General features: G+C 49.7%; 13 protein-coding genes. 5 read left to right on the forward strand and 8 right to left on the reverse strand.

Translation table 11 applies throughout. From position 1 onward, the window contains the following. The first annotated feature begins 80 nt into the window (after positions 1-80). Entirely contained in the window at positions 81-1,181 is a 1,101-nt protein-coding gene (locus K3G39_RS01555; RefSeq protein ID WP_220624401.1) for a hypothetical protein, read from the forward strand. Positions 1,182-1,388: 207 nt separating this feature from the next. Here the strand turns inward: K3G39_RS01555 and K3G39_RS01560 are convergent, their stop codons facing one another. The 3 genes from K3G39_RS01560 to K3G39_RS01570 all read right to left on the reverse strand — a co-directional run bounded on the left by K3G39_RS01560 (position 1,389) and on the right by K3G39_RS01570 (position 4,381). After that, complete coding sequence (locus K3G39_RS01560; RefSeq protein WP_255593730.1) at positions 1,389-3,047, reverse strand: M1 family metallopeptidase; 1,659 nt, start codon at positions 3,045-3,047, stop codon at positions 1,389-1,391. A 147-nt stretch (positions 3,048-3,194) separates the two neighbouring features. Next, on the reverse strand, positions 3,195-3,386 hold the full coding sequence (locus K3G39_RS01565; protein ID WP_007659836.1) for a cold-shock protein: 192 nt from the start codon (positions 3,384-3,386) through the stop codon (positions 3,195-3,197). Positions 3,387-3,613: 227 nt separating this feature from the next. After that, positions 3,614-4,381, reverse strand: a complete 768-nt coding sequence (locus K3G39_RS01570) for a S1/P1 nuclease (protein ID WP_220624402.1) — start codon at positions 4,379-4,381, stop codon at positions 3,614-3,616. Between the two features lie 148 nt (positions 4,382-4,529). Between K3G39_RS01570 and K3G39_RS01575 the strand changes: the two genes are divergently transcribed. The 3 genes from K3G39_RS01575 to K3G39_RS01585 all read left to right on the forward strand — a co-directional run bounded on the left by K3G39_RS01575 (position 4,530) and on the right by K3G39_RS01585 (position 7,453). Beyond that, positions 4,530-5,666 carry a P1 family peptidase gene (locus K3G39_RS01575; protein WP_220624403.1) on the forward strand — a complete coding sequence of 379 codons (1,137 nt, stop codon included), beginning with the start codon at positions 4,530-4,532 and terminating at the stop codon, positions 5,664-5,666. After that, complete coding sequence (locus K3G39_RS01580; protein ID WP_220624404.1) at positions 5,650-6,507, forward strand: aminotransferase class IV; 858 nt, start codon at positions 5,650-5,652, stop codon at positions 6,505-6,507. Before K3G39_RS01575 ends, K3G39_RS01580 begins: the two co-directional genes overlap by 17 nt. A gap of 124 nt (positions 6,508-6,631) precedes the next feature. After that, positions 6,632-7,453: a phosphatase PAP2 family protein gene (locus K3G39_RS01585; RefSeq protein ID WP_220624405.1), complete on the forward strand. Its 822-nt coding sequence runs from the start codon at positions 6,632-6,634 to the stop codon at positions 7,451-7,453. Between the two features lie 40 nt (positions 7,454-7,493). On the opposite strand, the gene K3G39_RS01590 is transcribed toward K3G39_RS01585, so the two are convergent. From K3G39_RS01590 to K3G39_RS01610, 5 genes are all read right to left on the reverse strand, one after another. Continuing rightward, positions 7,494-8,768, reverse strand: a complete 1,275-nt coding sequence (locus K3G39_RS01590; RefSeq protein ID WP_255593733.1) for an SdiA-regulated domain-containing protein — start codon at positions 8,766-8,768, stop codon at positions 7,494-7,496. A gap of 77 nt (positions 8,769-8,845) precedes the next feature. Beyond that, a complete protein-coding gene (locus tag K3G39_RS01595) occupies positions 8,846-10,120 on the reverse strand; it encodes a HAMP domain-containing sensor histidine kinase (protein WP_220624406.1) in 1,275 nt (424 codons plus the stop codon). After that, on the reverse strand, positions 10,120-10,794 hold the full coding sequence (locus K3G39_RS01600) for a response regulator transcription factor (protein WP_220624407.1): 675 nt from the start codon (positions 10,792-10,794) through the stop codon (positions 10,120-10,122). Before K3G39_RS01600 ends, K3G39_RS01595 begins: the two co-directional genes overlap by 1 nt. A gap of 329 nt (positions 10,795-11,123) precedes the next feature. Next, a complete protein-coding gene (locus tag K3G39_RS01605) occupies positions 11,124-13,451 on the reverse strand; it encodes a penicillin-binding protein 1A (RefSeq protein WP_255593734.1) in 2,328 nt (775 codons plus the stop codon). Between the two features lie 646 nt (positions 13,452-14,097). After that, entirely contained in the window at positions 14,098-15,105 is a 1,008-nt protein-coding gene (locus K3G39_RS01610) for a hypothetical protein (RefSeq protein WP_220624409.1), read from the reverse strand. A gap of 303 nt (positions 15,106-15,408) precedes the next feature. Here K3G39_RS01610 and K3G39_RS01615 point away from each other — a divergent pair, with 303 nt between their 5' ends. Then, on the forward strand, positions 15,409-16,932 hold the full coding sequence (locus K3G39_RS01615; protein WP_220624410.1) for a malate:quinone oxidoreductase: 1,524 nt from the start codon (positions 15,409-15,411) through the stop codon (positions 16,930-16,932). The last annotated feature ends 188 nt before the right edge of the window (positions 16,933-17,120 follow it).

Below are 17,120 nucleotides of genomic sequence, written 5' to 3' on the forward strand. Positions count from 1 at the left end.
GCTGACTGAACGAAAACAGCTTGGGCTTCTGTTAAAGGTATAACTTCAGGCGTCAATGGCCATTTTCTGAACATGAATTTATGTCAATAAAACTTTATACCAGCTTGTCTGGCATGCTGCTACTGCTGGCTTTTTTCTACACTCAGGCCGCAGGTATAGATCGTAACACCGAGCCTCTTGGGCTGCGTGCCGAGAAGCTCCCTTTTACGCCCCGGGAGTTTTACATCGCTGACCTGATCGACGACCGAACTGACCGCAATGCGGTAGCCTACCTCTTGCCGGTTGGCGGAGCGGGAAAGGTACAAGCTGTCGATTTTCAGGGCGGGGGGCATGCTGCACTTCGCACCTTTATCCAAAAAAGCCTGCCTGCAGACAAATCCCTTCGACCCATTATTATCCGGCTGAAGGAGTTACAGGTGAAGGAAAAACCTGCCGCATCTGGCCGGGTAGCGGGTAACATTTCTGTAGTCATGTCTTTTGAAATGGAGCGGGAGGGAGAGACGGTGCCCTTGCTGGAGTATAAGGGTGGTGGGCGCTACGAAAGGCCGGTTGCCCGAAATGAAGTAACAGAACCTGCTGTGCGTCAGTCCATTGTAGAGGCGCTGCGTTACCTAAACACCTGGATGGATCGCGAAGCTAACACCAATCCCAGACTAGCCAAAGGTATAGAAGTGAGCTTCAGCGATTATACGTCCCCTCCGGATCAGGACACGGTGTTCTATGACCCGAACCGGCCGCTCAACTGGAACGATTTTAAGGCGGACATTAACCGGACAAGCCGCTACTCTGCCACTGTTTTTCCGAGTTTTGCTTATGAGGGCCGGACGGAAGTACGCGACGGTATTATTCACCTGAATCTGAACATGAAGGTATACGTGCTCAAAAGCTCATCCTGGGTAAAAGAAAATGCGAAAGATGCCTATGGTCTCAATCACGAGCAGCGGCATTTTGATATCGTAAAACTGGTGTCGGAGCGCTTCAAGCAGAAAATTAAATCAGAAGACTTATCCCTAACAGACTACAATAGCAACATCCAGTATCTGTTCATCGAATCTTTCCGCGAGATGAACCAGTTGCAGGAGCAGTACGACGCCGAAACCCGCCACGGGCTCGACAAAGTTGCCCAAGACAACTGGAACAAGCAACTGGAGCAAGCGCTCAAAGATATCGGAGTGAAATGAGTGAAGGAGTCAGAGGGTTTGAGAGTTGAGGAGTTCACATTTGTTCTACTTTGATGTTTGCTTCTAACTTAAGCTATACCTAGGTATACACGTGTTGCTACTGAGTTGAAAAGCCAACCTGATAAAAGCAGAAGGCCTGCCAGCTATTGCTGGCAGGCCTTCTTTTTACATATTTAATAAACTCCTGAGTACTCTACTCTCAAACTTCTAAACTTCCTTCCCTTCCTGCACATAGAAGTTCGGATCGATAGTCAGTTTGGTGCCGGCTTTTACTTTTTTTATTTCTTTCCAATCGGTAGTCGGTTCAAGCCATTGTTCCTGGCCATTCAGGTATACCTTCACCGGCATATCGAAACCTTCTACTACATTGGTCCAGCGGTAGGTTAGTTTTTTCTTTTCCAGTTTGTACTCCAGCGCAGGTAAACGGGTGTCGCGCAGGTATTGGTCGAAGAAGCGGCTCAGGTCACGACCCGTGTGCTTCGACAGGTAATTTTCGATCTGTCCGGTTGTCACTGTCTGGTGATAGAAATCACGGTTGAGTCCGCGCAAAATGCCACGCCATTTTTCATCGTCGTTCACGACCTGGCGCAAGGTATGGAGCATGTTAGCGCCTTTTGGGTACATATCGCCGGAGCCGCTCTTGTTTACGTTGTAGTGGCCAATAATCGGGCGGTCGTTTCGTATGTTCTGCCGTATGCCGATCACGTATTCGCTGCCCGCCTGCTTGCCATAGTGGTACTCTACAAACAAAGGCTCCGAATAAGTCGTGAAGCTCTCGTGGATCCACATATCGGCCACATCCTTGTAAGTGATGTTGTTGGCAAACCACTCGTGCCCTGTTTCATGAATGATGATGTAGTCGAATTTCATACCCCAGCCCGAGCCGCTCAGGTCACGACCGCGGTAGCCGTTTGCGTAGCCATTGCCGTACGTTACAGAACTCTGGTGCTCCATACCTAAATAAGGGGCCTCTACGAGTTTGTAGCTGTCTTCATAAAAAGGATAAGGTCCAAACCAGTGCTCAAAGGCATCCAACGTGCGGCGCACATCCTTAAACTGTACTTTTGCTTTCTCCAGATTATCGCGGATTACCCAGTAGTCGCAATCCAACACACCTTTTTCGCCCTGGTACTTCTCGCCAAAATGCACATAGTCGCCTATGTTGATGTTGACACCGTAATTGTTGATCGGGTTAATGACCGCCCAATGGAAAGTACGTGTGCCATCGGGGTTCTCATCTACGCCACGAAGCCTGCCGTTCGATACATTGGTCAGGTCTTTCGGCACAACTACACTGATTAGCATGCTGTCCGGCTCGTCGTACATATGATCTTTGCAAGGCCACCACAAACTGGCTCCAGCCCCCTGGTTTGAGCTGGCAATAAATGGTTTGCCTTGCGCATCACGCTTCCAGGTTATACCGCCGCTCCAGGGCGGATTTTTACTTACCTGCGGCTTGCCACCATAGTATACCTCCACCTCATTTTGATCGCCATTGTGTTGTGCCTCTACAAGCTGGATAAAATAAGCGTTGCCTTCCTGGCGTACATTCAGTTGTTTGCCGTTCTGCATTACCTTTTCCATTCGCATCGGGGGTTGTAGGTCAATCTGCATGATCTGGTAAGGATCCAGCACTTTGTAGCGAATTGTGTTCTTGCCATAAATCGTGCTGTCAGCCGGATTTACTTTAATGTCAAGGTGGTAATAGGTGAGGTCCCACCAGGCGCGCTCCGGCGTAATGGTGCCACGCAGGGTGTCTTGCCGGGTGAAGGCAGTAGTCGTTTGCTGGGCGTAGGCCTCTGCCGTACAGAGACCGAGCAGCACTCCGACCATCGAAATGGTTTTTTTAGCTGATGTGAATTTCATAGGTATAGCATTGGTTCAGAAAGCTCAAATTAAGAAGAATTTTGATAGCTTCCATACCTGCTATACCTGGCCCGGCAGTTATAAACGACAAAGGGCCCCACATGATGTGGAGCCCTTTGCTTGATTTACGCTTTATATATAACCAGACTAAGCCAGTTTCACATTTACCGCGTTTAGTCCTTTTTTGCCTTCTTTTACTTCGAATGTTACTTCGTCGTTTTCTCTGATCTCATCGATCAAACCTGTTACGTGTACGAAGTACTCTTCGTTTGTTTCACTGTCTTTGATAAAACCGAAACCTTTGGTTTCATTAAAGAATTTTACTTTTCCGTTACTCATGATATGTTGTTGTTATTACAGATTAGACACTCCTGAACGGTAAATCGTTCATAGGAGGTTACAATTTTATGCAAAAATTTTGAAATATAGCCTTTCTGCTTGCTCAGGGCCTATTATTTTTTATAAAAATCAAGCTGAATGAGCATAGAGGCACAGTAGTAGATATAAAAAGATCCGGCAACAAGGGGCTGCTGCCGGATCTTTTGAAGGTATAAATGTTGGACTGATTAGCCGTAGATCTCGTTCAGCAGACCGGCCAGGCGAACGCCCGCCTTCAGGATGCGCTGCTCCACAGTGCTGAAGTTGTCGTAGCTGTAGCGATAGCCCAGACGGCCATCTTCCGGGATGCTGTATACCTGCTCACGTAGCTGAACAGACTCATAAGCCCAGTCGCGTATGCCGGTAGACTGCCAGGTTTTTACCTGCTCTTTAGACGGAGTACCTACAAAGCGGGCCAGTTCCGTAAAGCTCAGGCTTTTGCCGTCGATCATGTCGCTGTCCCATACCCGGTGCAGGTTGGAAGGCTGACCGAACCACTGCAATTTCACGGCATTCCCTCCTGTATCGCCCTCTTTTCCCACATGCAGCGGCTGGTGGAGGTCACCTACCAGGTGCACCAGGTACTTGAGATACTCCTCTTCCTGCTGTGCCGATAGATTGCCGGCTTTCAGTACAATCACCAGTTCCTCTAGCTTCATGATGATGTCACCATTCGGATTTTTCTCTGTCTGATCGTATGTCTTGCCGCCCGGTACCGTTACCCAGTGCCAGTCGTGGGTGTGGTTGTAGGCTTTGTCTGACTTAATATCATCCATCCAAACCGACACTTCCGCCAGTGAATTGTCTGCCAGGATTCTGTTGATTTTCTTCTGCGCTTTTTTCTTCAGGTGCTGCTCTGCTATCAGGCCAACGGCGCGGTGTCCGTTTTGTCCCCAGGCCATTGCCTGCGATACAAACAGAGGTATAAGTAGCAGAATACAAACTATTTTTTTCATTGATAAATTTATTGGATTTTAGATGCTGCAAAACAAAGGCTTTTTTACTTAATTGTGTAGACCAAAGCCCATTTCTTTTACAAAATGGCTTTTCAAGGTATAATAGCAGTGACATGCAGTTACTGTTAAAGTTCCTCAGATCTCTGGCATGAAAATACTTCTTACAGGCTTACTCATGATGGCAGTATTGGTAAACGCAAGCGCACAGGAACGTAAGCGGGCCCGCGACTATGGCATCCGGATTGGAGTGTTGCAGCCCGGTGCGCACAATGCCATTACAGATGTGGCCGGTCTGCGGGTTGGGCATACCACTTTGGTGCAGGGAGATAATATCCGGACCGGTGTGACGGCTATATTACCGCATCACGGAAACCTCTTTCAAAATAAAATACCAGCCGCGGTGTATGTAGGCAATGGCTTTGGCAAACTGGCTGGCAGCACACAGGTGCAGGAACTCGGTAACCTGGAATCGCCAATTATTCTAACCAACACCTTAGGAGTAGGCACAGCCATGAACGCAGTGATCGGCTATACCTTGCAGCAGTCTGGCAATGAAACGGTGCAGTCGGTGAATGCGCTGGTAGGGGAGACAAACGACGGCTACCTGAATGATATTCGGGGGATGCCTGTAAGGGAAGAGCATGTGCAGCAGGCGATCAAAAAGGCAAGTACCGGGACAGTGGCTGAAGGTAATGTAGGGGCAGGAACCGGAACAGTCTGCTTCGGGTATAAGGGAGGAATCGGCACGGCATCGCGCAAACTGCCCGCTAGCCTGGGAGGCTATACCGTGGGTGTGCTGGTGCAGAGTAATTTTGGAGGCGTGCTGCAGATCGATGGCGTACCTGTAGGAGAGGAGTTAGGCAAGTTTTCGTACAGCAAGCAAGTGCTGGAAAGTGCGGACGGTTCCTGCATGATCGTGGTGGCAACTGATGCTCCTTTGGACGCCCGCAACTTGGAACGTATCGCCAAAAGAGCCATGCTGGGACTGGCTAAAACAGGTGGAATCGCTTCCAACGGGAGCGGTGACTATGTGATCGCGTTCTCTACTAACGAGGGTTTGCGTATACCCTATAACGCAGATGCAAAAACACAGACCTTCACCCTCCTCCGAAACGATGAGATGTCACCCCTTTTCATGGCCACGATCGAAGCAACAGAAGAAGCGATCATCAATTCGCTTTTCCGGGCAGAGACCATGACCGGCCGTGACAAGCATAGCGTAGAAGCGCTCCCAATCGAATCCGTAATCAAACTACTAAAGAAACACAATGCCATCAAACGATAAGCTTTTCGCCTATAACCTAGGCCAGATCGTACCTCTGAGCGAGGCGCGACTGCATGTCAGTGACCTTTCCGTGCAGCGCGGCTACGGGGTATTCGACTTTGTGAAAGTGCAGCAAGGATGTCCGTTGTTTCTGGATGATTACCTGAACCGCTTTTTCCAGTCAGCACAACTGATGCACCTGGAGCTACCCTTGTCAAGGGAAGAGTTGCAGCAGGTGATTGCCAAACTCATAGACCTCAACCAGTTACCAGAAGCAGGGATGAAGATGATTCTGACCGGCGGCTACTCCGAGGATGGCTTTACCCCGATGAACCCCAATCTGCTCATCACGCAACTCCCGCTCACGCTGCCTTCAGCTGAGAAAGTGGCCAAAGGCATTCCGATCATGACGCACGACTACGTACGTGAAGTGCCGGAGGTGAAAACGATCAATTACTCGATGGGTATACGCCTGTTGCAGGAGCAAAAGGCCAGTGGGACAGAAGAAGTGCTGTATGCTAAAAACGGTGTCGTTTCTGAATTCCCGCGCTGCAATTTCTTCCTCGTGACGCAGGACAATACCGTGGTGACACCAGCTAAGAACATCTTAAAGGGCATTACCCGCAAAAACGTGCTCACATTGGCTGGTCACAGGTATAAGACCGAGGTGCGCGACATCCGGTTAGAAGAAGTTCTGCAAGCCAAAGAATGCTTTCTGACCAGTACCACAAAACGAATCTTGCCCATCGTGCGGGTAGATGATGTGCTGATTGGCACAGGCACACCGGGCAAAATAAGCCTGCAATTGCTGCAGGATTTGGTGGAACTGGAGGAAAAAATGGTATCCGCCACTGCTAAATAACAGGCCCTATAACGCTAAAATAATTTCACAGCCGCTAACTATTTGATAGAAAGCGGCTTTTTTTTAGTAGAAATCAGATTTTCTTCAGAATCGGCTAGTATATAGTAAGCTAAAAGCCTGACTTATGAAGTTACACGTTTACGCCTACGTCCTGTTTTTTTTAGTGCCGGCATCGGTATGGGCGCATCAAGCTGCTGCCACCATTTCTCACATCCCCGATACAGCTGTCGTAAGTCAGTTAGCGGATACCACTGCGCAGGTAGCCGGGCCAAAAAAGCTGAGCGTCATAGCCAGGCGAGCTGCTATACCTGTATTGCTCATTGGTTTGGGCGTTACCCACATGGATGACGAAGGCTTGTTTGAAGGAAGCCGGGGGCTGCGACGGGTCGTGCAAAAGGAGTATTCCGGCTTTAATACCCGAGTGGATGATTACCTTTACCAGATGCCGGTGGCACTGACGGTCGGGCTTAACCTGGCAGGCGTGAAGGGGGAGCACCATTATGCCGAACAGGCATTACTGTTAGGTATGTCCCATTTCTTAAATCGGGTGCTCACGAATAACCTCAAAACTATTTCGTCCATTAACCGGCCAGATGGCTCAAGCGATGACGCTTTTCCGTCGGCCCATACCAGCAAGGCTTTCGCCTATGCTACTTTTTTTCACAGGGAGTACGGTAGTCGCAGCATCTGGTACAGCGTAGCGGGTTATTCCGTGGCGACTGCTACTGGCGCGTTGCGTATCCTCAACGACCGGCATTGGTTGTCTGATGTGCTGGCAGGCGCAGGTATAGGAATCCTTTCAACTGAAATCGTTTATCAGGTATACCCTAAACTTCAACAGATCATAGATCAAAGCTTTCATAGAAAACAACAGAACCAGGTCATCTTTATGCCCTACTACAGCGGTGGGGCTGGCGGAATTGCTCTGGTATGGCAGCTTCGTTAAAAGCAGATCGCCCGACATGTGCTATGCCGGGCGATTTGTTTTAGTTGATGCCGTTTGTGTATTTCAGTATGACTCCTTTTCCTTTCTTGGATCCTTCGCTGGCGATGTACATGGTGCCATCCTGATCAAAGGTCAGGCCCTCTGCCTGCCGGAGTTGCGACTCGTCGAGCTCCAGGGTTTGTGTGAGCTTTCCATCTTTTGTCATCTTATACAGCCGGTTATTGACCGCGTCGAGCAGGTATAGCGCATCGTTCTTAGGGTGCTTTTCGAGTGAAGAAGGCTGCAGTACATCATACCTGGATTTCTTTTTCTTACCTTTCATCGTCGGCTGCACCTGTTCCAGTGAAATGTTGGTGTAAGGCTCTGCCAGGAATTTTTTGGAGTCAAGTGAAAAGGCGTAAATGGCCTTCTGCATCTGCAGTTTCGGGTCGTGCCCCTTGGGAGCAAGCAGCAGTTGGTTTTGCTCCTGGTCGTAGGCAAGCCCTTCTATGTTGATCGTTTCCGGAAAAGTGGACTCGTATACCTTGATAGCTGGTTTCTCTTTCCTGAATCCGGCTATTTCAAAGAGGGTACCGTCGCTGCGCACGATATAGGCATTTTCGCCAGCTATTGCTATACCTTCGTAGTCGCCCGGTCCTGCAAATGGAATTTCCTGCACGATCGATTTCTGCCCGAGGTCATATACGAAAATCTTTCCTTGTTCATCCTGCACGCAGGCCATGGTGCCATCCGACAGTATAGCTATACCTGATACTTCGCGCAAAACTGGCGGAAGTTCCCAACGGGAGTCGGGCATGCCCAGATCATCGATTGGTGCTTCGTTGCTGGTCAGGGGCAGGAGCGAGGCAGATTGTTTCTTAGTTTCAGCATTTAAATTTGCAGAGCTTTCCAGCAGCTCACCTGTTTCGCTGTATCGCAGCCATACCGCCCGGCTTCCTTTTTGCAGCTCAACCAGAAAGCTGGTTATGTTGCCTTCCTGCACACGGTGCACTTCATCTATATTGAATTGCTTAAATTCCTGTTGGAGCTGATCAGTGACTGTTTTCGGAAGATATTGTTCCTCGATCTCTTCGGTATAGCTCAGCAAGATGCCGTCCTCCCGGAAAAGTGCTTTTCGCTCCCGACCACTTATCTTGAACTCGGCTTCGTACAGGCTGTCCACCCGATCCCAGTCTACTTGCTTGATGGTGGGGTAGCTCTCCGCAAATTTCATTTGCACAGTGTCAGGTATGTTTCGGGCGGACCAGTTTTGATCGCAGCTGCTCAGGGAAGTGCCGGCCATGAGCGCCATCGCCCAAAAAAAAGTATGTTTCATAGTGTGCTTCTTCTTTCGTTTGTGTGTCTATTAAGGTATACCGACCGAATTTGAAGCAATTCTGAAGAAATGCGATTTCATGAAATTTTTTTCTCAAACTTCAGCCGAAGCACATGCAAACCCTCTTCATAGGTATAGGACGGCTTGAGTTGGTAAAGTTCGCTGATCTTGCTCACCAGTGCCAGGCCAATGCCCAGCGACCCCGAAAGTTTATTACCGCTCCGGAAGCGTTCAAACAAACTCACCGGCTCCTCCTGCAATAGTTCTCCGGAATTTTTGATGCAAAGCTCGTCTTCCTTCAAGCTGACCCGAATAATACCGCCTGTGCTGTTGTGCCGGATGGCATTAAGCAGCAGGTTGGAAATGAGAATCTCGCACAAACCAGTGTTCATCTCTACAAAAACAGGCTGCATCGCTTCAATCTTTACCTGAATGTCGTGCATCAGCATCATTTCGTGCAGCTGATCAAGCTGCTCCTGCAGCAGTTCGTGCAGCGGGATGATCTCATTTTCGGAGAATTCCCGGTTTTCAATACGCGTCAGCAGAATCAGGGAGCGGTTGAGTCGTGACAGCCGGTTGATAGAGGCATGCATTTCCTCTAGCATGGCCGCCTGCGTCCGCGTCAGGTTATCGGATTGCATGAAGAGCTCCAGTTTGCTGCTCACAATAGCCAGCGGGGTCTGGATTTCGTGCGAGGCGTTTTCGGTGAACTCCTTCAGGTTGAGGTAGTCGCTGTGGATTTTGTCAGTCATGGCCTGCAGCACCTCGTTAAGCTCCTGGAACTCCTGGGTGTTGGAGGGTTTGAGGAGCAGCGGTTTTCGTTGCGTGAGGCTGTAGCGCTTGGCCCGCCCGAGCGTATCGTAGAAATTGCGCCAGTTATACTTGTTGATAAAGTAGTTGACCCCGCCCAGCCCGACAAGCAGCAACACAAAGATCCAGGCCATGGCCAGCATCGTGCTCTCAAACAGGTCTTCAAAATCCATCAGCGATTTTAGGATGGTGTACTCAAAAGGCTTTCCGTCCTGGTAGGTGGTAAAAGTGAGTTTCCGGAAGGGTACATATTCTTCATCATAAGTGCTGAAGATCAGCGTGTCCGACAAGGCCTCCAGGGCGCCGATGTGGGCGCTGGTTTCCCTGACAATGATAGCTTCTGAAATACCTGAGGTTACGCTGGGCAGCGCATTATGACTCCTGATGTATTCGATGATGTTCTCTTTGTCAGTAAAGAGCTGGTCATCTACTTCATCATAGATCTCAGTCTGGAGGATCTTGTAAAAGCTCAGACCGCCCAGAAAAAAAACGATAACGGAAACCAGAAGATAATACAGACTCGTCTTGGTGAGAATACGCATCAGAAACTGAATTTATAGCCCATCCCGTACACCGTCGTGATTGGGTCCTCACCACCGGCTTCTACCAATTTGCGGCGCAGGTTTTTGATATGGGTGTATACAAAATCGAGTGAATCGAGGGTTTCGATGTGGTCTCCCCACAAATGTTCGGCAATGGAATCTTTGGTCAGCACCCTGTTTTTGTTGGTGACAAAGTAGAGCAGCAGATCATACTCTTTCTTGGTCAGAGTGAGCTTGCGCCCCTGCACCTGGGCCTCCGCAGACTCCGGGAACACTTCCAGGTTTCCGACCTTGATCACTTTGTGTCCGTTGAAATTCCTGCGTCGGATAACCGAGCGCAGCCGGGCATTGAGTTCTGATAAATGGAAAGGTTTAGTTAGGTAATCGTCTGCGCCCAACTCTAAACCGGTTATTTTGTCGTCGAGGGCGTTTTTTGCTGAGATAATGATGATACCCGTATCCGGATTGTTTTTCTTAAGTAGCCTCACAAGGTCCAGCCCATTGCCGCCCGGCAAAGTGAGGTCTACCAGCACGCAGGTATAATGCTGGTCGGCCAGCATGCGCGAGCCGTCGTGGTAGTTGAGTGCAGTATCGCAGGTATAGCCACCCGCTTGCAGGTAGGAAACCATGGAGGCATTCAGGGCTTGCTCGTCTTCAATTATCAGCAGTTTCATCCGATTTGCTTATTTCACGCAGTATACGTTAAAAATCTGAAGACAATCTGTTTCGTAGCGATACCTGGCAGGTATAGTCCATCCGTTCAGGTATAGTCCATCCGTTCAGGTATAAGCCATGAACTGAGAGCAACCCGAGGTAGAGCAGTTGACTTAAATTTATAGCGTCATAACCCTACACTGTCAACCCGATTGTTCGCGTGACTGTAGCCGAACGGAGTACGCATAGTTCTGAGGTATTTGTTTTCATTAGAATGGAGCCACCATACCTGCTTCTCCCGATAGCCGGAGCAACACAAATTGTTTCAGGTATAGGCGCTATACCTGGATTAGAACCATCGGATTCTGCGATTCTTTTTCTCTTCCTGCTTGCGCCTTTTTTCTTCCTTTTTTCTTTCGCGATTGCTCTTTGCCTGGTTTTTCCAGTCTTCGTAGGTTTTGACCACCTGCTCGGCAAGGCGGTCAAAAATATTTTCCTGTTCTGGTGGTCCCTCCCGGTAAGAAGGGCAGTTCAGCATACCTTGTAAATGAGAAGGCAAGGGAGCAAAACGACCGATTCGCAAGCTGGCAAAGTCCTTGTCTTGCGCTACACGACGCATGTACTCGCCCCACACTGGCATGGCCGTGCGGGAGCCCTGTCCCTCACTGATTGTTCTAAACCTGACCTTTGGACTTTCAGCTCCAACCCACACGCCCGTCACCAGTTCCGGGGTGATGCCGATAAACCAGCCATCGGCGTGCTCCTGTGAAGTACCCGTTTTGCCGGCAATATCCATGCGCAGACCATACTCTGTCCGCAGTCGGGCAGCACTGCCTTCTTCCACCACCCCTTGTAGCAGGTGCAGCATAACAGCCGCGTTGTCGCGCGATAGTACCCGTTTGGTACCGCTGCCGCTGCGGTGCTGGTGGATCACGCGGCTTTGCCGGTCTTCGATGCGCTTAATGTAGATAGGCGCAGTTTTATACCCGCCATTCGCAAAAGCCGAATAAGCACTCACCATTTCCAGCAGCGACAGGTCAGCTGTGCCTAAAGCTAGGGAAGGCACTCGTGGCAGGTCCTGCTGTATACCCATGCGCTTGGCCAGTGCCACCGTGCGGTCCACGCCCGTCTCCAGGATCAGGTGCGCGGATATGGTGTTCACAGATTGCGCCAGTGCGCCACGCATGGTATATTCTCCGCCATATTGTCCGTTGGAGTTCCGGGGTGACCAGTCCTCATATTCCGGGTAGGTGGTGAGTTCATTCGGGAAATAATCGCAGGGCTTTATACCTTTCTCCAACGCAGCTGCATATACAAAAGGCTTGAACGTAGAGCCCACCTGGCGCCGGGATCGCACGTGGTCATATTTAAAAGCATGGTGGTTGATACCGCCCACCCAGGCGCGCACGTAGCCGGTGGCAGGCTCCATCGACAGCAGTCCCGTATTCAGGAAGCGCTGGTAATATTGCAGTGAGTCCATTGGCGTCATAGGTTTGGTGGTGCTGCCTTTCCAGTTAAATACCTGCATGTTGACAGGCTGCCGGAAGTTTTCCAGAATCTCAGTTTCGTCTGCGCCGCCTGTTTTTAGTTTCTTATAGCGCTCAGAGCGCTGCATGGCCAGTTGGATAACCGACGCATCGGAGCCCCAAGGTATACGGCCTTTCCAGTGTACATCAAACTTCTGCTGGAGCTGGGCCATTTTTTTGCGCACTGCCTGCTCGGCATGCCGCTGCATACGTGAGTCAATAGTGGTGTATATCTTCAGACCGTCTGTGTACAGGTTGTAGGGCTGACCGTTTTGCTTGCGCTGCGTAGCGGCCCACTGCACGAGTTCCTGCCTCAGCTGCTCCCGGAAATAAGGAGCCACCCCGTCGTTATGCGTGATATAGCGATAGTTTAGCTTAAGTGGTATTTTTTTCAGAGAGTCAGCTTGTTGTGGCGTCAGATAATTATACCTGGCCATCTGGCTGAGTACCACATTACGACGTTGCAGTGAGCGCTCCGGGTGCAGGCGAGGGTTATAGCTGGTAGTCGCTTTCAGCATACCAATCAGCACGGCGGCCTGCTCTGTCTTAAGCGAGTCGGCAGTTGTATTGAAAAACCTACGGGAAGAACGCTCAATGCCGTAGAGATTACCTCCCATGGGCACCGTATTCAGGTATAGCTCCAGCAGTTCCTGCTTTGAGTAGATGCTTTCAAGTTTGCGGGCGATGATGATCTCGCGCATCTTGTTGATAGGCATTTCCCAGATACGGCGGCCTTTACGTGGGAAGAGGTTCTTGGCCAATTGCTGGCTCAGGGTACTGCCCCCGCCGGCACTTTCCTGGCCCATCACCAATGTTTTGACAAACACGCGTACCAGGCTTCTGGCATCCACGCCACTATGCTCATAAAAGCGCACATCCTCAGTCGCAACCAGGGCATCGATGGCAACCGGCGCTATGTCGTCGTAGCGAATGTTGGTGCGGTCCTGTATATAATAGCGTCCCAGCAGCACCCTGTCAGCGGAATAAACCTCAGAGGCCGTGTTATTCTGGATCGCCTTCAGTTGGGCACGAGACGGCACGGCACCGCCTACTATACCTGTAAACACCGCCAGGTAGAAAATCGTGAAGGCCAGCAACAAAAAGAGTACGCCTTTCAGTGTGAAGCGCAGGATGGCGCGCACGTCTGACATTCGAGGCTTCAGGGGGTTAAACTGACGCATTGCTTGCCCTTTCTGCTGCCAGTATGCGGCTGTGAATTTGGGTTTCTGGCTCTTGAAAAAGAGACGAAACTGTGTTCCTAGAAAAGTGAGAACAGGTACAAGGAGACCGTAAGTGATTAATTTTATTAGCTTTACGAGCAAACGCTTCATATAAGGTTAGTTTTGCACAACTGCTGCGGCAGCTGCAGCCAAAAGGCAGGCAATAACCACGCCATACCTTGGCCTATTTTCCAGAGACCATACGGTAAATAAACTCTTCAGGACGTCCGGTTTTGGCAATCGCCATGGTTTATAACGCAACCAGGCCGCATTTTATTTATTTTTTCTGGCGTATGGATATCCTGTTTCCAAAACCTGCTACGCTGTAAATTTCATCTTCATAAAACAGCACCTGACAGTTCTTCTTATAAAACTTGAACTCTTTCTGAAACTAAAAAGCCTTTCACTGTGAATTAGTGAAAGGCTTTGTTTTCTGTCGATTTTGGACGAAAGCTTCAGGTATAGCAGCAGGCTATTCCTAATACAGTGAGTTCAGATTCCAGAACAGACCTCGCAACCGGTAAGGCAAACTATACAAACCGACATCCAGAAAGAAGCCTGAGCTAAGCAAAAGAACTTATGCTTGCTCCAACCATTCCAATGCGTCCTCTTCTGCCAAAAAGTATTGTGCCTGATGGTCTATGGCGGCCTGCTTCAGCTTCTTGCCAATATTTTCGCTGCTCATTTGCTGCAGAGCATCAGCTGAGGTGATCACCGCCAGCTTTTTTAGATTCATTTTGGGAAGTATTTGCTGCGATGTAGTAATTAGCCAACCCTGGTCTTCGAGCGTGAGCACCCCGAGGCGCTGGTTATTGAGCAACAAGCGCTCCAGGCGATGCGCTACAAGGGCGCGTCCCGCCTTCAGCATTCCGTAGCGGTACTGTCGGCTTTGAGGCGCCTTCTTCCAGCGAATGTGCATCACGCTTTTCGCCTTATCCAGCAATATCGACACAAAATCTGTTTCGATGGTGATCAGATCCGGAAGAGGCTCCGGTAAACTGGTGGGATTACCCTGCTGTGCAGGAGCAACCGGTACAGTGGCATGGCCTTTGGCTTTCAAACCGGCGCGTAGAAGCTTCAGGTTAAAATGAAGGGGTATACGGATAAATTCTTCGTTGACGATCGCCTTGTCGTTGTCGCGCAGCAGCCAGCGCAATCCTTCTTCCCGGTTATTAAATAAACTAGCCTCGTAAGGCATTTCCCCCAAGGTGAGCAGGGTCTGTCGCATCATAGTATTCATCTCGCTTGGCACCACACGGGCCACCCGCCGGATCGAGGTATACTGCAGTGCTTCGTACATGAATTTTTTCGCCCATAGTTGGTCCTCTGCTGTTACATTGTATTCGGCAGGTATTTCAACCAGCAAAAGTTCTGCTTTGAGAATGGCTGTAGCACGGGCCAGCAAACGTATTGACTGCCTTAGTTCAGCAGAGGTAGTAAAGCGGTTCCATCTGGCGCAGAGCAACTTGTGTTCCGGACAAAAACTTACGGAAAGGATGTCAGTTTCATGCTCGGTAGTGGGTGAATAAGATGATTTAAAACCAGCCTGCTGAGGCAATAGATTTTTTGAAATATTGGTGCTCATATTCATCATTTGTTTCATTAGACAGGAGTCCTGTCAGTAGGTATAAGTAGCGCGGCAGTATAGTTCAATGCATTAGCAACCGCAATATAAGTATTTGAGTTCAAGTAATTTATAATTTGATATGGGCTGTTCACTTAACCAGTCGGCACTATTTCATTTACTGGCAAAATCCGGCTGTTCACCCCATACCAGCAAGTTTTGGCCATCAGAACAATTCTCCAGCAAAGCCAAATATTTTCAGGCCAGCATACCCGTTACAACTTGCTACGTAGTATACTTTCTAATCACTAAGCTGGAATTTTTATGAAAACGGAACGTAGATTGCCTGATATTTCGGAGGCGGATGTTGTACTGATTGGTGCTGGAATAATGAGCGCTACGCTGGGTATGATGTTAAAGGAGCTACAGCCCGATTTGCGGATCACGGTGCTCGAAAGACTTGATGTTGCAGCGGCCGAAAGCTCGGATGCCTGGAACAATGCCGGAACAGGTCATGCTGCTTTCTGTGAGCTAAACTATACCCCGGAGAAAGCCGACGGCAGTATCGATATCACCAAAGCAGTCAGTATTTCCGAATCGTTTGAAATATCGCGTCAGTTCTGGTCCTACCTCATACAGAAAAACATGATCGACCTTCCAGGTAATTTTATCAATGGTATTCCGCACATGAGTTTTGTGTGGGGTGATGATAATGTTAACTACCTCCGGAAGCGCCACGCCGCCCTCACTTCCTGCCATCTTTTTGAAGGTATGGAGTATACAGAAGACGTGGATGATCTGAAGCGCTGGATACCGCTGGTGATGGAAGGACGCGACCCGCTCGAGAAAGTGGCGGCTACCCGCATGGACCTGGGTACAGATGTAAATTTTGGGGCACTGACCCGCTCCATGTTTGAGCGACTGGGCAAAATGGAAGGAGTAAACCTGTACTTCGGCTACGAAGTCCGCAAACTAAAGCAGCGAACTGACAACAGTTGGAGCATTCGTGTTCGACATCGGGAATCAAGAGACAAGCACAGGGTAAACGGAAATTTTGTTTTTATTGGGGCAGGTGGTGGCTCTTTACCCTTACTACTGAAGTCAGGTATACCTGAAGGGGAAGGTTTTGGCGGCTTCCCGGTAAGCGGCCAGTGGCTCAAATGCATCAACCCGGATGTCATTGAGCAGCACAAGGCAAAGGTATACGGCAAGGCTTCTGTAGGTTCCCCGCCCATGTCAGTGCCGCACCTGGACACCCGCTTCATCAATGGCAAGCGCGAACTGCTCTTTGGGCCCTATGCCGGCTTCACCACCAAGTTTTTAAAAAACGGCTCTTTCTTCGATCTACCATTGTCCATCAAAGTAAACAACCTGCGTCCAATGCTATCTGCCGGCGTCAAGAACATCCCACTCACGCAATACCTGATCGACCAGGTGCTGCAGTCATCTGATGAGCGGTTAGAAGCGCTACGGCAATACTACCCGGAGGCACGGGGCGAGGACTGGAAACTGGAAGTGGCCGGGCAGCGGGTGCAGGTAATTAAAAAGGACCCGGAACATGGCGGTGTGCTGGAATTCGGTACTGAGGTCGTAGCTGGTGCTGATGGATCGCTGGCGGCGCTACTGGGGGCGTCTCCGGGGGCTTCTACGGCTGTTTTCATTATGATCAACCTGCTACACCGCTGTTTCCCGGAGAAGATAGAGTCAGCAGCCTGGCAACAGAAGTTGAAGCAGATGATTCCGTCGTATGGAGAGTCGCTGGCCGATGATGTTGCGCTGCTCCGCAGAGTGCGCACCTGGACCGGTGAGGTGCTCGGTTTACAGAAAACGATAAATGGTAAGGTATAGCCCTGGAAATTGTCAGTGCTATACCTGCTGCTCAAACTAACCACCGTAATTTATCTGAGTATGGTATACCGGACAAGCTCGGCGCTAAGGCACATCACATAAGGATTTTACTTCTATACCTGATGGAGAGGTATAGCCTAAGGTTCCGGTTAGATGCTTAGAAAACAAAAAGCCCTCCCGATAACTCG

The sequence above is a fragment of the Pontibacter sp. HSC-14F20 genome (assembly GCF_019599265.1).
GTDB lineage: Bacteria > Bacteroidota > Bacteroidia > Cytophagales > Hymenobacteraceae > Pontibacter.